Here is a 22,805-nt window from a genome sequence, read left to right as displayed (position 1 = left end):
ATCGTGAAGATAAAAATTTCTAAGGAAACAAGGTGGATACTGAGTTACTCAAAACCTTTCTGGAAGTGCACCGCACCAGACATTTTGGCAAAGCTGCCGAAAACCTTTTTTTAACCCAGTCAGCCGTTAGTTTTCGCATTCGTCAGTTGGAACAACATCTTGGCGTTGCTCTTTTCAGTCGCTACCGCAACAATATCCAATTAACTACCGCAGGGGAGCGCTTACTGCCCCATGCAGAAGCCATGCTGGTTACGCTGCAACGCGCCAGGCAAGATGTTGCTATTACCGATGATCAGCAGTTGCAATTAGCCATTGCCTCGACAGCTTCTATTTGGGATGGCTACCTGCTCTCCAGGTTTAACGCCTTACGAGACCAGCTTCCCACCTTCAGTTGGAGGGCAGAAAGTCTTGAGCGAGAGCAAATGATTCGAAGCTTGCTGGAACGTCAATTGGATCTGGCTTTGTTATTCGACCCGCCCAAAACTGATGATTTAATGGTGGAATTGCATACAGAGTTGCGACTTATTCCAGTGATCCGAAGCAATGACAAGCCCACCAAAGCAGCCATGCAAAGCAACTACATTCTGGTAGATTGGGGGACAGTGTTTCAGATCAAGCACGCAGATATCCTGGACGAAAACACCAAAGTAGCGGTAAGAACGAATCATGCAGGTCTTGCTTTGTCACGGCTGCTGCAACAAGGAGGAGCCGCTTATTTACCTGAAACCATGGTTCAGCACCTTCTGGAGCTTGGGCAGTTGCAGCAGGTGGTGGATGCGCCATCAATCCAGCGCAACTTATACTCGGCTTATCTAAAAACCACAGACTCTGTCAGCAGCATTCAGCAGGTATTGAGTGGTCTGAAACAAGTTAGGGTTTAAATAACCAGGCATCGCGGCCACGGGCCCGTACAATAGTTAAACGCTTATGGCTGGTAAAAATTGGCAATAAAAATGGACCAAAAGCCAGTGCAGCTATGGCCCAGCGCCGTGCCCGCATCCCTGCTCTAAGCGCAGCAATGTAAATAGAAATAGCGGTACAAACAAAAACAGCAGGCAACAACAACAAGACTATGTCTCCTGACGGTAGCTAGGCAGATTAGTTTATGAGAACGCCGCTATTCTAACATAGTAAGAGGCACTTGTTGATAGCACAAAACCCTGGCCTGCTAGTTCAACTGGCAGGCTGCTGTCTCCTCTGTCATCCGCTGGTACACCCAGGCACTTTCGCCGCTAAGTAAAGACACCTTAAACCGGCAATAACGTTGCCCTAAGCGCTCATATCTGTCCAATCGCTGCAGTTGCCTAGCACTCACTTCGAGCCGGAGTCCGGAAGTCACTGCGGCCTGGTTGGCAACAACGGTCAGTCCTTGCTTTTGAAAGCCTGGAAGTCCATCCGCAGTCACCGCTACATCCTGGCCAATGATCACCCAACGAAGCCAGCGATTGCGTAAAGTGCCATACACAAACAACTGATACGAGTGTTGCTGGTACTGCATACCTTCTGGCAGAGAGTAACCAAAAGGGCCGAGCAATCGTAGCCACAACAGCCACCAGAAAAATCCTGTGACCAATACAGCAGCAACAAAGGCCATAAGCAATGGTTTAATCGATTTCATTGCCACAGTGTACACCCGGGGCCGGGGCAAAAAAAAGCCCATCCGAAGATGGGCTCATTGAGTTCATGCTTTAGTTCGCTATGATTTCTAGCAAAGTAGAGCTTTGCTCATTTCCTTCATCATCTTTGAAGGACATCACACCCATGTACGGGAATGGTGATGGTGTCAAACCAGTCGTCATCAAAGTGACGTTGTTGTAACGACCTTTGATAGCACGAACCGGAGCAGCGATACGCGATGTCGCATTATCGTGCTCATCCACAATCCAGAATGGCATGGTGTACGTCACTTCTGCCGCGCCTTGTAAATCACGTGGATGCACCCAGACTATATACACATCGCCATTTGCCGAGTTAGCGGCTGGTTGAGGATCGCGCAATACGATGTCTTCAAAACCACTGTTGTTGGTTGACGATGTAACGAATGAACAGCTCCATCCCTGACAACGGTATACATACAGGTCCAGAATTGCACCTGGTACGGATGCCAAGCCCTCGTTCAACATAAAACGCGCGACACGGGTACCCGCAGGGATCTCCAGAATATGAGTGCCTAAACTTGGTTCATTAAACTGGAAAGTACCATCTGGATCCTGCGGAATGGTTCTGCCGCTACCAAAAGGCGCCGACAGACCAACCAGAGATGTTGAGGTAGTACCACTGTAGTTCATCAGGACAGGGAAGCTTACACGACCAGAGCGCGCTGCAACCTGAGCAGAAATTACCTCAGGAGCCTCGATCAAGGTCGGTGGAACAGCCTTCACCGCCACTGGGCTACGGACATCGAACTGACCATTGCTCAAGGTAACGGAACCGAACAACCACTCATTAAACTGAGTTGCTGCAGTGGTTTCAAAGTGTATTGCATACGCCGCCTGGCCATTAGCAGGTACTTCCAGTTGAGAAGATGGTACCCATTCGCCCATAGCGTTCATCGTCAAAGCAGTCGCCTGAATGCCATTTGGAGCTTCCAGTTGAATGCTGTAAACAGAGCTGACGCCGGAGACATCTGTCACTTCGCGGTACACCACACGGCTTTCATTCAACTCAGCGATACCAATGGATGGCAGGTTCAGTTGGCTGGCTTCAAAGTCATAGCCCATCTCTGCAAAGGCAGCACAGCTAAACCCTGTTGCATTAGACACAAAGCTTTCTGCACCTAACCCACACAGGAAAGCAAAGTAGTGGCTGGTATCTACGTCATACACCAAGCCAGGGTTACTGGCACTGGCAGGAACAGCGTGACCGGCACCAAAATCAAATGGGTCCGCGGGGGTAACACCATTTTCTTTAACCACATTCTGCCGTGCAGTCGTCATTAAGGCCGACTTGATCATGGCTGGTGACCATTCAGGATGAGACTCTTTTAACAATGCAGCCATACCCGCAATATGTGGGCTGGACATTGAAGTACCCCCCAGATACGTGAAAGGTGCACCCTGACGGCCCAACATCCGCTCTTCCGAACCAGCAGCCAGGATACGGGTACCAGGCGCAGTGATATCAGGTTTGATGATATCAAACGAAGCCAGGTTAGGACCACGTGAGGAGGATGTCGCCATGACATTGCCTACCTCGGTTTGCTCAGCAAAAACGCCGCTTGCAAAGCGGGCTGACACTGTTTCACCATCGTTCAGTGCCGCAAGCAGTTGCTGGCCATCGGCCAAAGTGATCATAAAGCCCGGAATCTCAAAGCTACCATCACCGCCCATAGCAATAGGGGCACCGGCCACACTGTTAATAACCAGGGCGCCCAGAGCACCTGATGCTTCAGCTGCGGCCAGCTTGAGATCAAAAGCGCAGTCACCACGTTGCATCACGGCTATTTTCCCAGCCAGCTCGGCTGCATTATCCACGCCATCACAGGCCAGAATTGGGCTGGCAACTACCAAGTCGCCAACCACTTCACCCAACACCGACATAGGTGTGGTGGTAGCAGCTTCGATTGCACGATAGATGCCGGTAACTGACTCACCGCTCACCTCAATACCGGCTACAACAGTATTCCCATCGTAGGTGGAGTTGGCCACACTCATTACCCACGGCGCCGGAGTACCCACGGTGCCAGCACCCGGGCCGCTGTTTCCGGCAGAAACCGAGACAAAAACACCAGCTTGGGTGGCACGCAATTTGGCAGCCGCCGCGATAGTGGTTAAATCGGTTAAACTACCACCGATAGAGTAGTTAATGATATCCACACCATCGGCAACGGCAGTATCAATCGCAGCCATGGTATCGCCATAAAAACAACCACGCTCAGGATCGCCTTGCGGATTTACGTAATCACTATTCCAGCATGCCTTGTAGGTAGCAATACGGGCGCGAGGAGCAATACCAGTGACAGTGCCAATAACAGTACCATTCATGGTTGCAGTAACACCCTCGTTGCCAGCTGCTGTTGAGGCAACATGGGTACCATGGTTGTCAGGATCACGTGGCGAGATAAACTCACCAGGCTGCAATTCATAGACAGAGGTAAAGGTGTTATTAAAGTAGCGCGCTCCTACCATCTTATTATTACAGAAGAAGGTGTCATCTTCCCCCGTGTCACACACACCGTTCCAACCTTCCAAAGGCGTATAAGAGCCATCATCAGCAAAGCTTTCGCTTTCAGGCCAGATACCAGTATCGACGATACCTATGACCACATTCTCACCTTTCACTCCCAGGGTGTGCTGACCATTGGCAGCATTTAGTCCCAGAAACTCAGGGGTATTTGCAGTATCAAGTGGCATCGGCTCATCAAGCCAAATACCGACGACATCCGGATGCTGCCGCAAACGTTCTACTTCATCGGCACTTAAACGTGCAGAAAAACCATTAAAGGTGTGAGTGTAAGAATAGAGGATATTCGAAACACCGGCATGAGCAGCCAGGTTTTGATGGAAATCCCTTACCTGTTGCTGATAAGCCTGCATAGCTGGAGTACGCGCATTGTAACGATTTTTACCCGCAGTTAGCTGCGAGTTTGGCCGTAGCTCACCCAGACGAGCAGCTTTCTCAATACCCGATTCACCCCGCACCTGTACAATGTAGGGCGCTTGTGCAGCAGCCTCCGCAGTCAGGCGCAACTGACTGGTATCAACACTCACTTCATAAGGGTTGGCGTGAGCGGCAGTGACACCGCAAGCAGCCAGTATGGCAGATGCCAACATGGTTTTGGTTTGTTTGTTTTGTATCTTCATAATTTTCACTTTTTAGTTGTATTTATTTTCGAGCAAAGAAGTTGCCTGAGTTTCATCGGACACTGTATCTGGTTGAGACCCAATGCATAAGCATGCATCACAACAGCAAAACACAGCAAACGTAAAAAAATCAGACACAATCAGTACAAAATATTACATCAACAGGTAAAAGGCGTGTTTTTTGTCGCTTTTGGCATTGGCATCGTACGAAAAACAGACCAGACCAAATGATTCAGCGTAAAAAAAACTGACACCATTTACTGTGTCGATTAAGCGCGCCGGCGCAACGCCAAGCCAAACAATGCCAACAGCATCAAACCAAAAGTGGCAGGTACTGGTACGGCAACAGATGTATTCCCCAGAAAAACGGTATCAAAGAATGCAATCAGACTTTCATCCGGTGCAGAAAAAACATCAAGAAAACCAAAACCAAAGTCAGTATCAAAAAAGCCCTGGAAAGCAAAGCCGGTAACTGGATCGAGTACATCAAACTGTAAAAACTCAAAACCAGCTACTAAATTGTTGATATCAAAGAGAGCTTCAAAAGTATCACCAAAGCTCTGCATAAATTGAAAACCAAACAATTCCAACTCAAGCCAGCTATCAGAAGCATAGGTTGGCGCTCCCCAGTCAAAGCTATCCGCCACATTCACGCTGACAAAACCAATGGATTGAATCGTGCCATTGTTATTCAGCAGAATATCCTGCGATAAAATGGGAGAGGCATACGCGGAGGGTTGGCTAAACAAAGAGGCAAAGCCAAATAAAAGCACTGCGAGTAAAAGCTTTTTCATTGATGTAACTCCTGGATGTATTGTTTTAATTAGAATGCATAGCTGTTGCATAACTATGCTACCCATTTAAAAGCAGGATACATGCCAGAATACTAAAAAAGATCACTTCAGGTACGAAATACATCGTAAGCAGAGAGATGGTAAAACGAAATAATTGCAACAATATTTAATAGAAATTGAAAGCAAAAAGGCCAGCCGGCTATTGCAGTAGCCGGCTGGCCTGAACGGTTAATTTATCCCATCAATAAAACGTTTTTTGCTCGGCAGCCATCGTCAATAGCAGCTCACAGGGCGTAAAGCGGGCACCAAACTTCGCTTCATAGCCTTGCAGTGTTTCGACCAGTTTGGCCGCACCCAGGCTGTCCATGTAACGGAAAGGCCCGCCAAGGAACGGTGGGAAACCGATACCAAAGATGGCACCAATATCGCCATCACGGGCCGAAGCTATCACGCCTTCTTCCAGGCAGCGGGCTGCTTCATTCAGCATTTGCACCGTGGTGCGCTGCACCAGCTCTTCACTGCTCAGTTTTGGGCTTGGGGTGATACCAAGCAATGGGTAGACACTGGCATCCACTGGTTTCTTGCCTTTGGCTTTGCCGCTGTAGAGGTAAAACCCTTTCGAAGACTTCTTGCCTTTACGGCCATCGGCCAGCAATTTGTCAAAGGCTGCGGGCGCCGCAAAACGCTCACCGAGCTCGCCCTGCAAAATCGGGCCGATTTTAGCACCAACATCGATGCCGACTTCATCCAGCAAGGTAATGGGCCCAACCGGGAAGCCAAACTTAACCAAGGCTTTATCCAGCTTCTCAATCGGCTCACCTTCCAGCAGCAGTTGCGCGGCTTCGTTCATGTAGAGCGCCAAAATGCGGTTGACGTAAAAGCCAGCACCATCTTTAACTACGATCGGCGTTTTGCCTTGTTTTCGGGCAAAAGCTACGGTGGTAGCTATGGTCTCTGGAGAAGTACCTTCATGCGCAATCACCTCGACCAGCGGCATTTTATCCACCGGAGAGAAGTAATGCAGACCAATAACATTTTCAGGCCGCTTGGCTTTGGCAGCGATCTGTCCAATCGGCAAAGAGCTGGTGTTGCTGGCAAAGATGGTGTCTTCTTTGCAGTGCTGTTCGATATCCGCCACCATGCTTTGTTTCAGCTCAAGATCTTCAAATACCGCTTCGACCACCAGATCCACATCCTGGAAACCGCTGTAATCGGTGGTGCCGGTCATCAGCGCCATTTGTTTTTGCAGTTCCGTTCTGCGCATAAAACCACGTTTGGCTTTTTTATCCAGCAACTGATAGCCATAGGCCAATGCATTGGCAATGCCTTGCTGCTGAATATCTTTGATGCGCACCGGTAACCCTGCTTTGGTGGCAGTCACACTGGCAATGCCGCCGCCCATCAGACCGCCGCCTAACACCGCCACCTTGCGTAAAGAACGCGGTTTGGCATCACCTGCCCCACTTTCTTTTTTCATCTCGGTAGTGGCGAAAAACAGTGAGCGCAGCGCTTTGGATTCCGGTGTCATGCAAAGCTCGCCAAAAGCCTTAGCTTCGGCTGCCAGGCCCTGCTGCATGCCTTTATCAATACCAGTGCGGATCACCTGCAGGATTTTTAATGGCGCCGGGTAGTTGCCATGGGTTTTGGCCAGGGTTTGCTTACGCGCCTGATCAAAGACAATGCCACGGCCCGGGCCGGTTTTCTCGAGCAATTTACCTACCAGATTGAGCTTGGGCTCCTGCACAGCTTTCTTGCCGGACAGTGCCAATTGCACGGCTGCATCCAATAGAATACTGTTGGGTACCATGGCATCGGCCAAACCGGCTTTAAGGGCTTGCTTTGCCCGTAATTGCTTGCCGGTCAGCATCATATCCAGGGCTTTTTGCAGGCCAACCAATTTCGGCAAGCGCTGTGTACCACCACTGCCTGGCAGCAGGCCCAATTGCACTTCCGGTAGCCCCAGTACGGTTTTCCCATCGTCACTCACTACCCGCTGATGACAGGCCATCGCCAGCTCCAGACCGCCGCCAAGACAAGGGCCATGAATAGCAGCCACCACAGGTACTTTTAATTGTTCAATCTCGGCAAAGACTTGCTGACCTAAGCGGGCAATGGCTTCGGCTTCTTCAGCACTGTTGCAGCCATCCAGCATGCTGATATCCGCACCAGCAATAAAGGAGTCCGGCTTACCGCTAATCAGCACCACGCCTTTAATGCTGCTGTTTTGCTTAAGCTCCGCTAGCAAGGTTTTAATTTCATCGGCAAAGGTGGCTTTGAGCACATTCATGCGCTCACCCGGCACATCCATGGTGATCACGGCAACGCCATCATCACGTAGCTGCAAAGCAAAGCTGCTAGTTTGTTCAGTCATTATTCGGTCTCCACAATCATGGCAGCACCCAGGCCACCGGCAGCGCAGGCAGTCGTCAGGCCTACCCCGCCGCCACGGCGTTTTAGTTCATGTAAGGTTTGTACCAGCAAACGGGTACCGGTCGCAGCAAAGGGATGGCCGTAAGCCAGGGAGCCGCCATTGACATTAAACTTATCCATATCGATGTCGCCAATGGCTTTATCCAGCCCCAGCTTTTCTTTGGCGAACTTACTGCTGCCAAACATCTTCATATTGGCCAGCGCCTGAGCGGCAAAAGCTTCGTGCATTTCTATCAGGGTTAAATCGGCCAATGTCATGCCAGCACGCTGCAGCGCAATGGGTGTGGCATACGAGGGGCCCATCAGCATGTCTTCCCACACATCGATGGCAGCAAAGGCATAACTACGAATGTAACCAAGCGGTTCATAACCCAGTGCCTTGGCCCGGCTTTCAGTCATCATCAACACCGCCGAGGCACCATCGGTTAATGGCGTGCTGTTGGCCGCTGTGACAGTACCGTATTTGCGATCGAACACTGGCTTTAAACGGGCATAGGAAGCCAGCTCGGACTCCATCCGCACATTGTTGTCCTGTTCAAAAAAGGTTTTATGCGGTGGCACATGGGCTACCATCACTTCATTGGCCATCAGGCCAGATTGCCAGGCTTTGGCGGCCAGGCTGTGCGAACGATGCGCCATTTCATCCTGAGCTTCACGACTGATGCCATGGGTTTTGGCCATTTGCTCGGCGGTCTGGCCCATCGACAGGCCGGTGCTGTACTCAGCCACCGCAGGTGGGACCGGTAACAGGTCTTTTAAGCCCAGTCGCTTTAAAATAGTTAGTTTTTGCCCAAGGGTTCTGGCTTTATTCATATCGACCAGTGCCCTGCCCAGCTTTTTGCTGACGCCAATCGGCAACACTGAGCTCGAGTCCGCACCACCGGCAATCCCCACATCGACCATACCGGCCAGCATGCTTTCAGCCACATTGGCTACCGCCTGAAAGCTGGTAGCACAGGCACGGGTTACGCTGTAGGCGTCGGTATGCACATTCATGCCAGTGCCAAGCACAATTTCGCGGGCAATGTTCGGTGCCTCAGGCATCTGCACCACTTGACCATACACCACTTGCTCGACCAGAGCAGGATCAATTTCAGCGCGGATCAGCAGCTCATTGACCACCATCTTGCCCATATCCAGTGCCGACACCCCATGAAAAGCGGTGGCCTGCTTGGCAAAAGGAGTGCGTAAGCCTCGAACGATGGCGATGCGATCCCCCTGACGTTTTTTTAACTCGATTGGCTTGGTCATAAGTATCCTCATGGTATCGGTAACAGGTCAGACCTGATTTATCCTTCGATTGTAACCACAGTTGTTGGAAATTAAAACACCTGTTTTAAAATCCATGCATTGCAACCTGCTCTTGTCTTTTGCACAATGAACCTTATATAAATGCGTACGTCATAGCATAGCTGCTTTTATTCCCTGCAAAGGTTAAACATCATTATGGTACAAGCTTTTACCGAATTGAAACGCTACCTCGACAGCCAGGTACTGGGCCAACCGGCGCTGACTGAAGGCATTCTTATCGCCCTGCTTGCCAATGGCCACCTGCTGGTGGAAGGGCCGCCGGGCCTGGCGAAAACCCGTGCGGTCAATGCACTGGCTCATGGTGTGGAAGGCGATTTTCACCGTATTCAGTTTACCCCCGACTTGCTGCCCGCCGATTTGACCGGCACCGATATTTACCGGCCGGAAACCGGCCAGTTCGAGTTTCAATCGGGGCCTCTGTTTCACCACATCATCCTGGCCGATGAAATCAACCGGGCACCGGCGAAAGTGCAATCAGCACTGCTCGAAGCCATGGCTGAAAAACAAATCACCGTAGGGCGTACCACCTACCCATTGCCTGAACTCTTTTTAGTAATGGCAACGCAAAACCCGTTGGAGCAAGAAGGCACTTACCCACTGCCAGAAGCTCAGTTGGACCGCTTCTTATTGCATTTGAATGTCGATTACCCGGATGCAGACACCGAGCTGGCTATTTTACAACTGACACGGAACGAAGCACTGCAACAAGCCGACGTCAAAGCACCGCAAATGACCCAGGCGGATATTTTTGCTGCCCGCAAAAGCATTTTGCAGCTGCATTTAGCCCCGGCACTGGAGCAATACATCGTGGCTCTGGTACTGGCCAGCCGCCAGCCTGCCAAGTACGATCAACAGCTTAGTCAATGGCTGGCCTATGGTGCCAGCCCTCGCGCCACCATCGCACTGGAGCGCTGTGCCAGGGCTAAAGCCTGGCTGGATGGCCGTGACTTTGTTACCCCGGACGATATTCAGGCAGTATTCCACAATGTACTGCGCCATCGCATTATTCTGACTTATGCAGCAGAAGCTGAAGGGATTAAAACCGATGCAGTGCTGACGAAAATTCTTGAGCTGGTGCCTGTACCCTGATCATGAGCGATGTCCACCCACAACAATGGCTTCAGCAACTGGCGGCAACCGGGGTTAGTCTCAGCCTGAATGAACTGCTCTGGTATCAGCGGTACACCAAGCTGCTGGATCTCAGACCACAGCAACACATTCAAAGCAAGCTGGCAGGCAGCTACCTGGCGCGTAGTAAAGGCCGAGGCATGGAGTTTGATGAAGTGCGCCATTACCAGGCAGGCGATGATGTTCGCACCATCGACTGGCGGGTGACCGCCCGTACCGGTAAAGCCCATACCAAACTGTTTCGCGAGGAAAAAGAACGGCCGGTCTTTATCCTGACCGATCTTTCCGACAGCATGCACTTTGGCAGCAGTTTATTGTATAAGTCGGTGCAAGCAGCCCATTTAGCCGCCCTTATCGCCTGGCACAGCAAAGCAAGTGGCGACAAACTCGGAGGCCTGGTATTCAGTGAACGCCATCATCTGGAATTAAAACCCCGCAGTCGCTCGGCTGGCGTACTGCATTACCTGCATGCACTGCAAGCGGTATTCACTGAGCAGCGTGGGCGTTTTGGCCTTAAGCTGCCGCAGGCGCTAGGCCAGGTCCGGCGGCTGGTGCGCCCTGGCAGTTTGTTATTCGTATTGTCTGATTTTCAACAGCTGGACAGCGAAGCATTGCGCCATCTAAGTGCCATCCGTCAGCACAACGAAGTGGTCTGTGCGTCTTTATTTGATCCGTTAGAAATGGCGCTGCCCATCGGTGCCCACGGCGATGCCCCGGTGACCGATGGCGAGCACTCAGCCTGGCTTGATCTGGGCAACAACAGTACCCGGCAGCGTTATCAACGTCAGCAACAACAGCTTTCTGCTGCACAACAACAAAGCCTGAAACAACTGGGTTGTCGCTGCCTGCCGATAAGCGCCGCCGAACCGCTGGTCAATCAACTACTCCGGAGCTGGCATGACTGAATCGCATCCTTTGCTGGCTGAGCTGGCGGATATCATCGAAACCGACACGGCACCCGCTATGGGGATAGCGCCTGGCTGGTGGTTGGTGTTATTGCTTGCGCTACTGGCAGCTGCTTTGGTGGTCTGGCTGGCAACGAAGCGCAGACAACAACTATTACGACAAGGAGGATTGCTGGCAGCCCAAACCGAAATGCAGCAATTAGTTGCCAACGAAACCGTTGATCCTGCCGCCATCAATCAGTTGCTAAAACGCCTGATCCGTCATTACGCGCCGAACAGTCCCTTGCTAAGCTGCAACATTTCGGACTGGCAACAGTTTTTGCAAGCACAGGATACAACCGTCACCTGGCCGGATCTAAACGCTTTATTGTATCAACCCAAGCCAGATGCGGCCGATGCGAGACACTTTGCCGATTGCGCTCAGAACTGGCTGGCACAGCAAAGCCTCCCGCAGCTACAACAGCTCGCACAACACCATCTAGCACAACAAAAGGCCGGAGGTGCGGATGTTTGAGCTGAACTGGCCATGGCTGCTATTACTACTCCCCCTGCCTTTGCTGATAAAAAGCAGCGCAACCATGGCCGGCCGGGCGCTAAAACTAAAACCGTTACTGCAGGTTGCCGGACAAAATCAGCGCAGCCAAAGCAAATGGAAACGACCAGCCACCTGGCTGGCCGGTCTGATTTGGCTGGCTTTGCTGTTGGCAGCAACTGAGCCGCGCTGGTACGGCGAGCCGGTACAGATCCCGCAGCAAGCCCGCGACATTATGCTGGTGCTGGACTTATCCGGTTCGATGGAAATCGAAGATATGCGCTGGCAAGGTCGCACCATTAACCGGATTGAAGCGGTGCAAATTCTTACCAGAGAGTTTTTAGAGCGACGGCAGGGCGATCGCATTGGCTTGATCCTGTTTGCCGATGCCGCTTACCAGCTCACGCCGTTAACGCTGGATTTAACCACGGTACAGACCATGTTGGATGAAATCGTGGTCGGCATGGCCGGGCGGCGCACCGCCATCGGCGAAGGCATTGGTCTGGCGGTTAAACGTTTTAATGAACTGGAAAGCTCCAACAAAGTGATCGTGTTTTTAAGCGATGGTGCCAGCAACACCGGCAATATCAGCCCGGAAGAGTCACTGCAGCTTGCCATAGCAGCTGGCGTCCGCATTCATACCGTCGGCATTGGCGCTGAAGAAATGGTGCAACAGGGCTTGTTTGGTCCACGGGTGGTGAATCCTTCACACGATCTGGATGAGCCCTTGTTGATCCGGATGGCGGAGGAAACCGGCGGTGCTTATTTTCGGGCCCGCAACATGCAGGAATTTGAACGCATGTATCAGTTGCTGGACGAGCTGGAGCCGATTGAGCGTGAAACCTTAAGTTACCGGCCACAGCGTAGCCTGGTGCACTGGCCTCTGGCTGTGGCCTTGCTGCTTTCCCTCTGGTTGGCAGCACTTCAAATTCGTTGGCAGGAGCTGTGGTATGCCAATCATTGACCTACACTGGCTAAGGCCTTACTGGCTATTAAGCCTGCTTCCCTTACTGTTGATGCTGGTTTTGCTCTGGCGCTACCGCCAACAGAAAAGCCCCTGGCAACAGCTGATCGCACCGCATTTGCAGCAACACCTGCTGGGTAAAGCCAGCGGAACGGTAAACCGCTGGTCACTGCCGCTACTGGCCTTTTGCTGGTTGTTGGCAGCCATTGCCCTGGCTGGCCCCAGTTGGCAACGTATCGAGCAACCGGCCATTACCGTTAATAAAGCCACGGTACTTATTATTGATATGTCGATGTCGATGTACGCCACCGATATGACGCCCAACCGGCTCAATCAAGCCCGCTTTAAAGCACTGGACTTTATTGATGTCCTTAAGGAGGGCGAACTGGCACTGGTTGCGTTTGCCGGTGACGCCTTTGTGGTCAGCCCGCTAACACCGGATCATAACAATGTTCGATTGCTGCTACCTAACCTGCGGCCTGACATTATGCCGAACCAGGGATCCAACCTGCTCGCAGCCTTAAAAGAAGCAGATAAACTGCTGCAACAAGCGGGCTATACACAAGGCGATATCGTGGCCCTGGTCGATGGCTTTGAGCGGCATAGCGAGCGCGAATTATTTGATCAGGTGTCCCGCATGCGGCATCGCCTGTCAATTATCAGTTTTGGCAGCGAAGAAGCTGCGCCGGTGCAACTGCCAGATGGCAGCTTGCTGCGCGACCGTAACAACCAGTTGGTGCTGCCCAAAGTTCCGGTCAATCAGCTGCGTCAACTGGCTCAACGCGGCGGTGGTGTTTTCCAGCAGGCGCAGCTATCTGACAGTGACATTCAGGCCATCCTCAGCCTGTCCGATTACCGCCAACAAGGTCGCACGGAACAGCAACTGCACAGCCGTGGCGACGATTGGCGCGACAAAGCGGTCTACCTGGTCTGGTTGCTGTTACCCCTGGCACTATGGCTGGGTAAACGAGGTCAGTTGCTGCTGGTTTGCCTGTTACTGCTACCACCGGGGGTGATGGCAGAAGGCAGCCGTAGTCTGTTTCAAACCGACGAGCAACGCGCCATGCACGCCTATCAGCAAGGTGATTATCAGAGCGCTTATCAGCTATTTAGCGATCCTTACTGGCGGGGCCAGGCCGCGTACCGGGCTGGCGATTATCTGGCCGCGGAACAAGCCTGGGCCACACTGAATGACAAAAGCCCTGCCGCCAGCCACAGCTACAATTTGGGCAATGCCTTAGCCAGACAAGGTCGTTTTGAAGAAGCGCTTAGCGCCTATCAATCGGCCTTGCAACAAGACCCGGAGTTGGAGCAAGCCCGGCACAATGCCGAGCTCATCCAGCGCCTACTGGATGAACAACAAGAGCAGCAAGACGGTGATGACAACGGCCAAAGCGATGATCAACAAGAACCATCAGAACAGGGCTCGGACAGCAGCCAGTCTCAGGAAGACAGCTCTGGTTCTTCAGATCCCTCCGCCACCGATGACGGTGCGGATGGCTCTGAGCAAGGGGACAGCCCTGAGCCAACAGACAGCCCTGAGCAAACCGACAGCACCGAGCAAACCGACAGCACCGAGCAAGAAGGCAGCAACGAAGAACAGCAAAGTGAGCAACAGGATCAGGCAGATAGCGAGCAAGCAGTGACAGAACAGCAACAACGCCAGGTGGTGGAGTCCCCCTGGCCCGATGCCGATCCTGAACAACAACAAGAACTGAATAATCTGCTGCGTAAAGTACAGGATGATCCGGCATTGCTGCTACGTAACCGGATGCATATTGAACATCAACGCCGCAGGCAGCAACAGCTGCCGACAGGAGCCCGAGAAGAATGGTAAGAACCCTTTGTCTGTGTTTGTTGATTGTAAGCAACTGGCCCTTGTGGGCAGCCAGCCAGCTCAGTGCCAGCGTCGATAAAAACCCGGCCATGGTCGGTGAGGCCATCGTACTGGAAGTCATCGCTGATGCGCGTTTAAGCGCTGATCAACTCAACTTCCGCATCCTGGAGCAGGACTTTCGAGTCACGGTGCCATCCGTCAGCCAAAGTACCCGGGTGATAAATGGCGAAGCCAGTCACACTACCAGTTGGCGTGTATCGCTGTTTGCCAGGGAGCCTGGTCAGTACACCATACCGGCTTTTCAGGTTGGTCAGGCCCGCAGTCAACCAATTGAACTGGAGGTGCTTGCAGCATCAGCCGCAGGAGATGGTAAATCAGATGTGTTTTTAACCGCCAGCCTGGAACAAAGCCAGCTCTATGTACAGCAAACCGGCTACTACAGGGTGACGATTCATTACCGGGGCGATTTGCAACGCGGCAGCCTGACAGAGCCCAGTATGGAAGGTGCTACCGTCCAACAAATTGGTCGGGATGAAGAAGGCAGTGTGCTGGTCGATGGCGTGCGTTATCGCACCATTAGCCGGCGCTTTGCGATCACACCGCAACGCAGTGGTCAATTCAGTATTACCGCTCCCGAATTTACCGGCGAACTGCTGGACAGAGACAGTAGCCGTAGCAACTTTTTTGCCCGTACCCGTACCGTGTTACAACATGCCGAAGCCATTGAGGTTGACGTTTTGTCGATACCAACGGACTTCCCGGGGGATTGGCTGATAGCGGGCCTGGTCACTTTGCATGAGGAGTGGTCTGGCGATCTTACCACGCTTCGTCAAGGCGAACCCATTACCCGTACCATTACGCTATCCGGGGTGGATGTAGCCGCGCATCAATTACCAGACATCGATTTTACTGCACCGGCAGGCTTTCGGCTGTATCCACAGCAACCGGAGCGCCAGGGCGCACAGCGCAATGGGCGTTTAGTGGCACAAAAAACCTTTACCCTGGCGATGATTCCAACCGATGCAGGCGAGGTGCAATTGCCGGAGCTGCGCTTACCCTGGTGGAACAGTCAACGCCAGATGCTGGATTATGCTACCCTGCCAGCCCGCAGCATTCAGGTATTGCCGGCAGTAACGGCTCAGGCCGATACAACGGCACCCGAACTGTTAACCAGTGGCCAAACCCTTGCCACCGATCTTTCCTCTGCCTCTCCCTGGCATTGGAACTATCTAAGCAGTTTGTTACTCACTTTTTGGTTAATCAGTACAATCCTGCTGCTTTGGTTATGGCGCCGGCCTGAAGCGGGCAAGGGTTCAACCACAGCTCCAGCTCCCAGCTTTAACTCGACAGCTTTGCAAAAAGCTTGTAAGCATCACCAGCCTCAAGTGGCTCGTGATTGCTTACTGTATTGGGGCAAGTCACAGCTGGATCACCGTATCCATACACTGACCTCCTTAGCTGACCAAGTTACAGAGCCGCTGCGTAGCGAGCTGCTGCAGCTTAATAAAGCGCTGTATCATCCCAATGCGGATAACTGGCAAGGCAATAGCCTGTGGCAAGCCTGGCAGAGTTATCAACCAACTCAGCCGGCGAAACCGGAAGCCAGTCAACTAAAGCCATTGTATTCCTAATGCTGCCACCCCGCGGTTTAAACGGCGGGGCTGGTACTTCCATGCATAGCTTGTTAGCATGAGCACTTGCAGTAGAACTACAACAACAGTGTTTATGCAAATAACAGGAGTTTACTTTGGAAACAGGCACGCTTATTTCCCTCGCCATCTATTTTCTTGCCATGCTTGGCATCGGGCTATACGCCTACCGCACCTCTACCAGTGATGTTTCCGGCTATATGCTGGGCGGCCGCCAGCTCGGCCCTGGGGTTACAGCCTTATCCGCCGGAGCCTCCGATATGAGCGGCTGGATGCTTATGGGGTTACCCGGCGCATTTTTTGTCGCGGGTTTTTCCGAGGTATGGATTGCCATCGGCCTGACGGTGGGCGCCTATTTAAACTATTTGATTGTAGCACCGCGCCTTCGTACTTATACCCATGTTGCCAAAGATTCCATCACCCTGCCCGATTACTTTGAGAATCGCTTTAACGATCAAAGCCGGGCGCTGCGACTGGTATCAGCAGTAGTCATTATCGTCTTCTTTACGCTCTATACGGCGGCAGGTGTTTATGCCGGGGGTACCTTGTTTCTGAATGCCTTTGGTCTGAATTATGAGACTGGTTTATTGATTACTGCTGGCGTAGTGGTTGCCTATACTTTATTCGGAGGCTTTCTGGCGGTGAGCATGACTGACTTTGTGCAAGGCTGCATCATGTTTATTGCACTTATCATGGTACCGGTAGCCGCTTTCATCATTTTAGGTGGCTCCGAGCCCGTGATGCAGGAAATTGCCCGGATGGATCAGCCCATGCTCAACCCATTGCATGGTGCTACTGTGCTAGGAGTAATTTCGTTGCTGGCCTGGGGTTTGGGTTATTTTGGGCAGCCACACATTATCGTACGTTTTATGGCGATTCGCTCCATTAAAGACTTTAAGATGGCGCGCCGTATTGGTATGAGCTGGATGATCATTGCCCTGATTGGTGCCATGCTGACCGGTATTATTGGTGCAGTCTATATGGCTACCCAGACAGGCAATTTAGGACCCGCGGCATACCTGGATGAACATGGTCAGCTAGCAGACTCAGAAACCATCTTTATTGTGTTGTCACAAATCCTGTTTCACCCGCTGGTTGGGGGTTTCCTGCTAGCTGCCATCCTGGCAGCTATCATGAGTACCATTTCATCTCAGTTGCTGGTGACATCCAGTTCACTGACCAAAGACTTCTATCTGGCCTTTATGCGTCGTGATGCATCCGATAGTGAGCAGGTATTGGTGGGTCGGATTTCAGTGGTGATCGTTGCGGCAGTGGCGATAGCTCTGTCGCTGAATCCAAGTCAAAACTTGCTGTCACAGGTTGGTAATGCCTGGGCTGGCTTTGGCGCGGCCTTTGGTCCACTGATTATCTTCAGCCTGTATTGGAAACGAATGACTTATGCCGGTGCTTTAAGCGGCATGCTGGTTGGTGCTGGCACAGTACTGTTTTGGATCTATGCCCCGATAACCATTGCCGGTGAAACGCTGAGCAGCTATGTGTACGAAATCGTTCCAGGCACCTTGCTCAGTGCCATCACCATAGTGTTGGTCAGCAAACTGTCGGCTGAACCCTCTGCCAGCATCCTGCAGGATTTTGACAAAATGGAGCGTCGTCTTAAAACCGATATGGACTAAGTCCCCATGCCCTGAGCTTTCGCTCAGGGCACTCAACTTTGGTTGTATTTTTCTCTTGTTTCACCCAACTCAACCAGCTATAAACTAACTTAACTTTAAGATACATCAGCCATTGTTAACTGGCCGCACCGAATGAAAGGAACACAGCACCTATGTATTTCTATGCTGCACGCCAACCCATCCTGGATAGAGACAAAAAGCTTTTTGCTTACGAATTGCTCTTCCGCGATAGTCTCGACAATGTTTTTCCAGACATTGATGGTGATGAAGCCACCTCAAAAATGATCGAAGGCAGTCAGTTTTCCTTTAGCATTGAAGATTTTCTGGATGACAAACTGGGCTTTATTAATTTCACTCTGGATACCATTCAAAAAAAATACCCAGCCATGTTGCCCAAAGAGCAGGTGGTGATCGAGATCCTCGAAACCATCCAGCCTGGCAAACGCCTACTTGCCGAGTGCCAGCAACTCAAAAAAGAAGGTTATACCCTGGCGCTGGATGACTATGAACACCAGAGTGTCTGGCGGCACTTTTACCCTTTTATTGATATTATCAAAATCGATTTCCTTACCACCAGCGTCGATACAATTCAGACCATAAAACAAGCCATTACAGACTATCCTCACATCAAGCTTTTAGCAGAAAAGGTAGAAACAAATCAACAGTTTGAAATAGCTCTCGAGCTTGGCTTTGATTACTTCCAGGGCTTTTTCTTTTCCAAGCCGGAAATGATGCAAACCAAAGCACTGTCACCGGCCCAAATGACCTTGGCCGAACTGCTGTACGAAACCTCTAAACCAGAAATTGATCTAGGCAGTATCACTGCTATTTTTGAGCGCGATGTCAGCCTGTCCTACAAGCTGTTACGCTACAGCAACTCGGCTATTTTTAAGCGTCGCACCGAAGTAGCAACCATTAAGCAAGCCTTGGTGATATTAGGTCAAAATGAGTTGAAAAAATTTCTATCTCTGTTGTTCACTGCCCAGATAAGCAGCGATAAACCGGCAGAGTTGATGCGCTTATCCATGACCAGAGCCAAATTTGCCGAAGGGTTGGCAAAATTACATGGTTCAGACTGTTCAAAGGCCTACCTGACCGGCATGATGTCTTTGATGGATGCATTATTAGACGAATCCATCGAGTCGGTGATGCAGAAACTGCCTTTGGCAAAAGATATCAAAGAAGCCCTGGTAGCAGGTGAAGGCGTTTTAGCCGACTATATGCAACTGATGCAATTGTATGAACATGCCGATTGGCAACAAGCCAGCCTTTTAATCAAGACATTGCAGCTACCTGCAGATAAAGTACCCGATGCCTATCATGAAGCTATTTATTGGGCTAATGAGCAAATGAGAGTGATGGGGGACAGCTAATACCCCATCCTTTATCACACAGAGCTTAGTCGTCAAAACGGACATAATTCGCCATTTGGGCAGCCAGTTTGGGGCCAATGCCACGAACTTCAGTTAACTGTTGCTCATTACGGATAGCACCATGCTCGGCAATGTACTGCTGGATAGCAGCGGCTTTTTGCTCACCAATACCTGGTATCAAGGCCAATTGCTCAGCGCTGGCAGTATTCAGACTAATTTTTTGTACCGCAGCCACGCTCTGAGCCTTATTCATACTGTGCTGAGGCTTCGCCTCCAAAGCGAACAACTGATGACTAACCAGAGCAACTACCATCATAGAAAAAGCAAATACAAATGTTTTCATAATTTTAAACTCCATTTAAGGTTGCTGCACTGCCCGAAGGCAAAGCAATTACCAACTCTTGCAACCTGGAAACACAAGACAAATCACTTTCAGCAACCATTAAGTTAACCAGGTTAAATTAATATAACAATAAAAATAAATAGATCAATTTTTTTTCACACGGAAAGGTGATATTTTTACTGCATGATTCAGCCAAAATTAAGCATGCACCCTCTAAGCTGATAAAGTAGATTACGCGAGGTGCTTATGATGAAAATGCTCCCTGTCTTTGCCGCTTTATCCAGCCTGGTTGCCGGCTCCGCCCTGGCGCATACGCAACACCTTGAGTATGCCAGAGTGACGAAGGTGGAACCCATATACCGCACGGTTGCAAGCCATAGCCCACAACAGGTCTGCCATACTGAAGCTGTTCACTATCGTGGCAACCAGCGTACTGACACCACCCCGGTTGTGTTAGGTGCTATTGCGGGAGGTGCTCTTGGCCATGCGATAGGCCGCAACAAAAGCAACAAGCGGGTTGGCATGGCTGCTGGTGCCGTATTGGGTGGAGCTGTGGTCAGTGATGTGCAACGTCATAACAATCAACCCAGAACCGTCTATCAAGAACGTTGCCGGGTTGTGCAGAGTTCGGTACAGTACCACAATGTATTAGATGGCTATGAAGTCAGTTACAGCTTGCGTGGTCGTCACTACACAACCATGCTGGATTATGATCCGGGACCACGATTACCAGTACAGGTCAGTGTGCGACCCGGTTACTAATCAACCAGGACATCAACCCAGGATGCAAGACAATCATCTGACAATTTTGTGGAGCTAACCATGTTACGTAGTACAACAATCCTGTTTTTGGTTGTCTTACTTTCACTGTTGCCAGTTCAGCATGTTGCCGCAACTGGCTCAGGTATCAGCAAAGAGCAGGCCACTGAGCTTGCAGTTCAAAGTTACCCGGGAAGGGTGCTCAATGTAAAAACAGAGCAGCAGAATTACCGTATCCGGGTTTTACAGCGGGATGGCCGCGTGGTCACTTTGGTGGTCGATGGCAGAACCGGGCGCGTTACAAGGGATGATCGCTAATGCGAATTTTAGTAGTAGAAGACGAGCAATTACTGGCTAACCAGATCCGCAACCACCTGACGGAACAACAGTTTAGTGTGGATATGGCTTTTGATGGCCGTGACGGTGATTTTAAGATCAGTGAATACCCCTATGATCTGGCTATCATAGATTTGGGATTACCTCATCTGGACGGCCTGAGCCTGATACGCAAAGCGCGTAAAAAGGACATCAAAACTCCGATCATTATTCTGACTGCCCGTGGCAGCTGGCAGGAAAAAGTCGAAGGGCTGGATGCAGGTGCTGATGATTATCTGACCAAACCTTTTCATATGGAAGAGTTGCTGGCCCGCTGCAATGCTTTGATCCGGCGTGCGGCAGGTCAACCAGATCCAACCTTATCTGCCGGACCGGTGGCTCTGAACAGCCGTACTCAACAAGTTTGGCTTCATGAGCAAGAAATAAGTTTGACCGCTTATGAATACAAAGTGCTTGAATACTTTATGATGAATCCAAATAAAGTGATTTCGAAAACTGAGTTGACCGAACACATCTATGATCAGGACTTCGATTTGGACAGCAATGTGATCGAGGTGTTTGTACTGCGATTGCGTAAAAAACTGGATCCTGAAGCCGAGTTAAAACCGATAGAAACGTTGCGGGGCCGGGGTTATCGCTTTACCCTGTCGGTCAACTGACTAAGTATCGATTCGCTATGACCTTATCCCTTAAGCTGCGGCAGGGGTTGATCAGCCTCCTGCTGTTCGCCTTTCTGCTGCCCAGCTCATTTCTGGCGATTGAGCGCGCTTTTTATACCCAGTTGGTCACGAATACCGAGCAAAAGCTTGAAGTGCATCTGTATGCTATTTTATCTGAGATCCAGGTATCTGAGAACAAAGTCCAGCTTAGTAATGTAGCACTGGCTCCAGACTTTTCCAGACCAAACTCCGGCTTAAGTGCTTTTATCACCAGTGAACAGGATGTGCTCTGGCAGTCAGATTCATCCATTACCCAGCAATTTGAACCTGAATTGTTGCAGTTATTACCAGGTAAAAGTGACTTTAGAGCGGATCTGCAACACGGTCACAAATATTGGGTGCTGTCGATCGCCCTGTTGTTTGATCAAGGGGAACGTACGATTCCCCTAACAGTTCATGTAGTGCAAGCAGATCATTTACTGAATACCGCACATCAGAGTTTTTTGCATACCTTGATCCGCTGGTATCTGGGAATCGCGTTAGTTCTTTTACTGGTGATGCTGTTGGCCTATCGCTGGACCACCCGCCCTTTATCTATGTTGGATCATGAAATCCGCCGGGTAGAAAGCGGCAAGCAAGAACAGCTGAGCGGTAACTACCCTACCGAGCTGATGGCGCTAAAAGAAGATTTAAACCTGTTGCTAGCCAGCCAGAACCGCCAGAAACAACGTTACCGTCATCACCTGAGTGATCTGGCTCATGCCTTAAAAACGCCATTGGCTGTTTTGCATACATCCCCGCTAAGTGAGCAGCCCGAGCTGAAAGAGCAATTGGATCGGATTGGCGCCATGATCGATCATCAGCTCAAACGCGCCAGCAGCTCAGGCCAGGATGTCTGGAAAAAACAAATTTCATTAAAGCCGGTGCTGGAAAAACTGGTGAAAGCGCTTGGTAAAATATACCAGCATAAGGGCTGTCAGATTGAAGTCGAGTGCCCGGATGACATGGCATTTAAAGGCGATGAAACCGATATGATGGAAATACTGGGTAATTTGCTCGACAATGCGTGCAAGGCTTGCGATCAGAAAGTGCGGTTGCAAGTAAGTAGCCATCCTTTTACGCTGATAGTAGAAGATGATGGTCCGGGCATTCCCAAAGATCGTCGCCAGCAATTATTCCAACGCGGTACCCGGCTGGATACCTACCAGGAAGGTCATGGTGTAGGCTTATCCATTGTCGCCGAGCTGGTCAGCTCCTATAATGGGGTGTTAGCGATCAGCGACAGTGAACTTGGCGGTGCCCGTTTTCATCTGAGCTTTCCAGATATCTGAGTTTCAATACGAGGTCGG

Annotated in this window: 20 protein-coding genes; 13 read left to right on the top strand and 7 right to left on the bottom strand. The window is 50.9% G+C overall.

What is annotated here, in order from left to right; all coding sequences use genetic code 11:
- Window positions 1-32 precede the first annotated feature (32 nt).
- Window positions 33-881, top strand: a complete 849-nt coding sequence (gene hdfR / locus ABC502_RS06905; RefSeq protein ID WP_345915345.1) for an HTH-type transcriptional regulator HdfR — start codon at window positions 33-35, stop codon at window positions 879-881.
- On the opposite strand, the gene ABC502_RS06900 is transcribed toward hdfR, so the two are convergent.
- From ABC502_RS06900 to fadI, 6 genes are all read right to left on the bottom strand, one after another.
- Window positions 871-1,068: a hypothetical protein gene (locus ABC502_RS06900; RefSeq protein ID WP_330086299.1), complete on the bottom strand. Its 198-nt coding sequence runs from the start codon at window positions 1,066-1,068 to the stop codon at window positions 871-873. The genes hdfR and ABC502_RS06900 overlap by 11 nt on opposite strands.
- 100 nt (window positions 1,069-1,168) lie before the next feature.
- Complete coding sequence (locus tag ABC502_RS06895; RefSeq protein WP_330086298.1) at window positions 1,169-1,618, bottom strand: gamma-glutamylcyclotransferase family protein; 450 nt, start codon at window positions 1,616-1,618, stop codon at window positions 1,169-1,171.
- Between the two features lie 70 nt (window positions 1,619-1,688).
- Window positions 1,689-4,802: a S8 family serine peptidase gene (locus tag ABC502_RS06890; protein ID WP_345915344.1), complete on the bottom strand. Its 3,114-nt coding sequence runs from the start codon at window positions 4,800-4,802 to the stop codon at window positions 1,689-1,691.
- A gap of 269 nt (window positions 4,803-5,071) precedes the next feature.
- On the bottom strand, window positions 5,072-5,596 hold the full coding sequence (locus ABC502_RS06885) for a PEP-CTERM sorting domain-containing protein (RefSeq protein ID WP_345915343.1): 525 nt from the start codon (window positions 5,594-5,596) through the stop codon (window positions 5,072-5,074).
- A gap of 241 nt (window positions 5,597-5,837) precedes the next feature.
- Complete coding sequence (gene fadJ, locus ABC502_RS06880; RefSeq protein WP_345915342.1) at window positions 5,838-7,967, bottom strand: fatty acid oxidation complex subunit alpha FadJ; 2,130 nt, start codon at window positions 7,965-7,967, stop codon at window positions 5,838-5,840.
- Window positions 7,967-9,277, bottom strand: coding sequence for an acetyl-CoA C-acyltransferase FadI (gene fadI, locus ABC502_RS06875; RefSeq protein WP_345915341.1), 1,311 nt, complete (start codon window positions 9,275-9,277; stop codon window positions 7,967-7,969). Before fadI ends, fadJ begins: the two co-directional genes overlap by 1 nt.
- A 195-nt stretch (window positions 9,278-9,472) precedes the next feature.
- Here fadI and ABC502_RS06870 point away from each other — a divergent pair, with 195 nt between their 5' ends.
- The 8 genes from ABC502_RS06870 (at window position 9,473) to ABC502_RS06835 (ending at window position 19,359) form a co-directional block, all read left to right on the top strand.
- Window positions 9,473-10,426, top strand: coding sequence for a MoxR family ATPase (locus tag ABC502_RS06870; RefSeq protein WP_345915340.1), 954 nt, complete (start codon window positions 9,473-9,475; stop codon window positions 10,424-10,426).
- 2 nt (window positions 10,427-10,428) lie between these two features.
- The gene (locus tag ABC502_RS06865) at window positions 10,429-11,370 is read left to right on the top strand and encodes a DUF58 domain-containing protein (protein ID WP_345915339.1); all 942 of its coding nucleotides are present in this window, start codon (window positions 10,429-10,431) and stop codon (window positions 11,368-11,370) included.
- A complete protein-coding gene (locus ABC502_RS06860; protein WP_345915338.1) occupies window positions 11,363-11,884 on the top strand; it encodes a DUF4381 family protein in 522 nt (173 codons plus the stop codon). The genes ABC502_RS06865 and ABC502_RS06860 overlap by 8 nt, the downstream gene beginning before the upstream one ends.
- A complete protein-coding gene (locus ABC502_RS06855; protein ID WP_345915337.1) occupies window positions 11,877-12,866 on the top strand; it encodes a VWA domain-containing protein in 990 nt (329 codons plus the stop codon). The genes ABC502_RS06860 and ABC502_RS06855 overlap by 8 nt, the downstream gene beginning before the upstream one ends.
- Window positions 12,853-14,703, top strand: coding sequence for a VWA domain-containing protein (locus ABC502_RS06850; RefSeq protein ID WP_345915336.1), 1,851 nt, complete (start codon window positions 12,853-12,855; stop codon window positions 14,701-14,703). The genes ABC502_RS06855 and ABC502_RS06850 overlap by 14 nt, the downstream gene beginning before the upstream one ends.
- A complete protein-coding gene (locus ABC502_RS06845) occupies window positions 14,697-16,334 on the top strand; it encodes a BatD family protein (protein ID WP_345915335.1) in 1,638 nt (545 codons plus the stop codon). Before ABC502_RS06850 ends, ABC502_RS06845 begins: the two co-directional genes overlap by 7 nt.
- A 116-nt stretch (window positions 16,335-16,450) precedes the next feature.
- Window positions 16,451-17,986 carry a sodium/proline symporter PutP gene (gene putP, locus ABC502_RS06840; RefSeq protein WP_330086287.1) on the top strand — a complete coding sequence of 512 codons (1,536 nt, stop codon included), beginning with the start codon at window positions 16,451-16,453 and terminating at the stop codon, window positions 17,984-17,986.
- Between the two features lie 152 nt (window positions 17,987-18,138).
- A complete protein-coding gene (locus ABC502_RS06835) occupies window positions 18,139-19,359 on the top strand; it encodes an HDOD domain-containing protein (protein WP_345915334.1) in 1,221 nt (406 codons plus the stop codon).
- Window positions 19,360-19,384: 25 nt separating this feature from the next.
- On the opposite strand, the gene ABC502_RS06830 is transcribed toward ABC502_RS06835, so the two are convergent.
- Window positions 19,385-19,702, bottom strand: a complete 318-nt coding sequence (locus tag ABC502_RS06830) for a helix-hairpin-helix domain-containing protein (protein ID WP_330086285.1) — start codon at window positions 19,700-19,702, stop codon at window positions 19,385-19,387.
- Window positions 19,703-19,951: 249 nt separating this feature from the next.
- On the opposite strand from ABC502_RS06830, the gene ABC502_RS06825 reads away from it, so the two are divergent.
- The 4 genes from ABC502_RS06825 to ABC502_RS06810 are packed head-to-tail and all read left to right on the top strand — an operon-like array spanning window position 19,952 to window position 22,787.
- On the top strand, window positions 19,952-20,464 hold the full coding sequence (locus tag ABC502_RS06825) for a glycine zipper 2TM domain-containing protein (RefSeq protein WP_330086284.1): 513 nt from the start codon (window positions 19,952-19,954) through the stop codon (window positions 20,462-20,464).
- Between the two features lie 60 nt (window positions 20,465-20,524).
- Window positions 20,525-20,779: a PepSY domain-containing protein gene (locus ABC502_RS06820; protein WP_330086283.1), complete on the top strand. Its 255-nt coding sequence runs from the start codon at window positions 20,525-20,527 to the stop codon at window positions 20,777-20,779.
- Window positions 20,779-21,456, top strand: a complete 678-nt coding sequence (locus tag ABC502_RS06815; protein ID WP_330086282.1) for a response regulator transcription factor — start codon at window positions 20,779-20,781, stop codon at window positions 21,454-21,456. Before ABC502_RS06820 ends, ABC502_RS06815 begins: the two co-directional genes overlap by 1 nt.
- Window positions 21,457-21,473: 17 nt before the next feature.
- On the top strand, window positions 21,474-22,787 hold the full coding sequence (locus tag ABC502_RS06810; RefSeq protein WP_345915333.1) for an ATP-binding protein: 1,314 nt from the start codon (window positions 21,474-21,476) through the stop codon (window positions 22,785-22,787).
- Window positions 22,788-22,805 lie beyond the last annotated feature (18 nt).

The organism is Alkalimonas sp. NCh-2, from assembly GCF_039631345.1.
Taxonomy (GTDB): domain Bacteria; phylum Pseudomonadota; class Gammaproteobacteria; order Enterobacterales; family Alteromonadaceae; genus Alkalimonas; species Alkalimonas mucilaginosa.
The sequence above is the reverse complement of the archived record's forward strand: the minus strand, read 5'-3'. Positions and strand labels throughout refer to the sequence as shown.

Excerpts from the sequence above, each read along its gene's own strand:
- ABC502_RS06895 (WP_330086298.1), bottom strand. The coding sequence starts at position 1,618 with ATGAAATCGATTAAACCATTGCTTATGGCCTTTGTTGCTGCTGTATTG.
- ABC502_RS06890 (WP_345915344.1), bottom strand. The coding sequence starts at position 4,802 with ATGAAGATACAAAACAAACAAACCAAAACCATGTTGGCATCTGCCATA.
- ABC502_RS06885 (WP_345915343.1), bottom strand. The coding sequence starts at position 5,596 with ATGAAAAAGCTTTTACTCGCAGTGCTTTTATTTGGCTTTGCCTCTTTG.
- fadJ (WP_345915342.1), bottom strand. The coding sequence starts at position 7,967 with ATGACTGAACAAACTAGCAGCTTTGCTTTGCAGCTACGTGATGATGGC.
- fadI (WP_345915341.1), bottom strand. The coding sequence starts at position 9,277 with ATGACCAAGCCAATCGAGTTAAAAAAACGTCAGGGGGATCGCATCGCC.
- ABC502_RS06870 (WP_345915340.1), top strand. The coding sequence starts at position 9,473 with ATGGTACAAGCTTTTACCGAATTGAAACGCTACCTCGACAGCCAGGTA.
- ABC502_RS06865 (WP_345915339.1), top strand. The coding sequence starts at position 10,429 with ATGAGCGATGTCCACCCACAACAATGGCTTCAGCAACTGGCGGCAACC.
- ABC502_RS06860 (WP_345915338.1), top strand. The coding sequence starts at position 11,363 with ATGACTGAATCGCATCCTTTGCTGGCTGAGCTGGCGGATATCATCGAA.
- ABC502_RS06855 (WP_345915337.1), top strand. The coding sequence starts at position 11,877 with ATGTTTGAGCTGAACTGGCCATGGCTGCTATTACTACTCCCCCTGCCT.
- ABC502_RS06850 (WP_345915336.1), top strand. The coding sequence starts at position 12,853 with ATGCCAATCATTGACCTACACTGGCTAAGGCCTTACTGGCTATTAAGC.
- ABC502_RS06845 (WP_345915335.1), top strand. The coding sequence starts at position 14,697 with ATGGTAAGAACCCTTTGTCTGTGTTTGTTGATTGTAAGCAACTGGCCC.
- ABC502_RS06835 (WP_345915334.1), top strand. The coding sequence starts at position 18,139 with ATGTATTTCTATGCTGCACGCCAACCCATCCTGGATAGAGACAAAAAG.
- ABC502_RS06830 (WP_330086285.1), bottom strand. The coding sequence starts at position 19,702 with ATGAAAACATTTGTATTTGCTTTTTCTATGATGGTAGTTGCTCTGGTT.
- ABC502_RS06825 (WP_330086284.1), top strand. The coding sequence starts at position 19,952 with ATGAAAATGCTCCCTGTCTTTGCCGCTTTATCCAGCCTGGTTGCCGGC.
- ABC502_RS06820 (WP_330086283.1), top strand. The coding sequence starts at position 20,525 with ATGTTACGTAGTACAACAATCCTGTTTTTGGTTGTCTTACTTTCACTG.
- ABC502_RS06815 (WP_330086282.1), top strand. The coding sequence starts at position 20,779 with ATGCGAATTTTAGTAGTAGAAGACGAGCAATTACTGGCTAACCAGATC.
- ABC502_RS06810 (WP_345915333.1), top strand. The coding sequence starts at position 21,474 with ATGACCTTATCCCTTAAGCTGCGGCAGGGGTTGATCAGCCTCCTGCTG.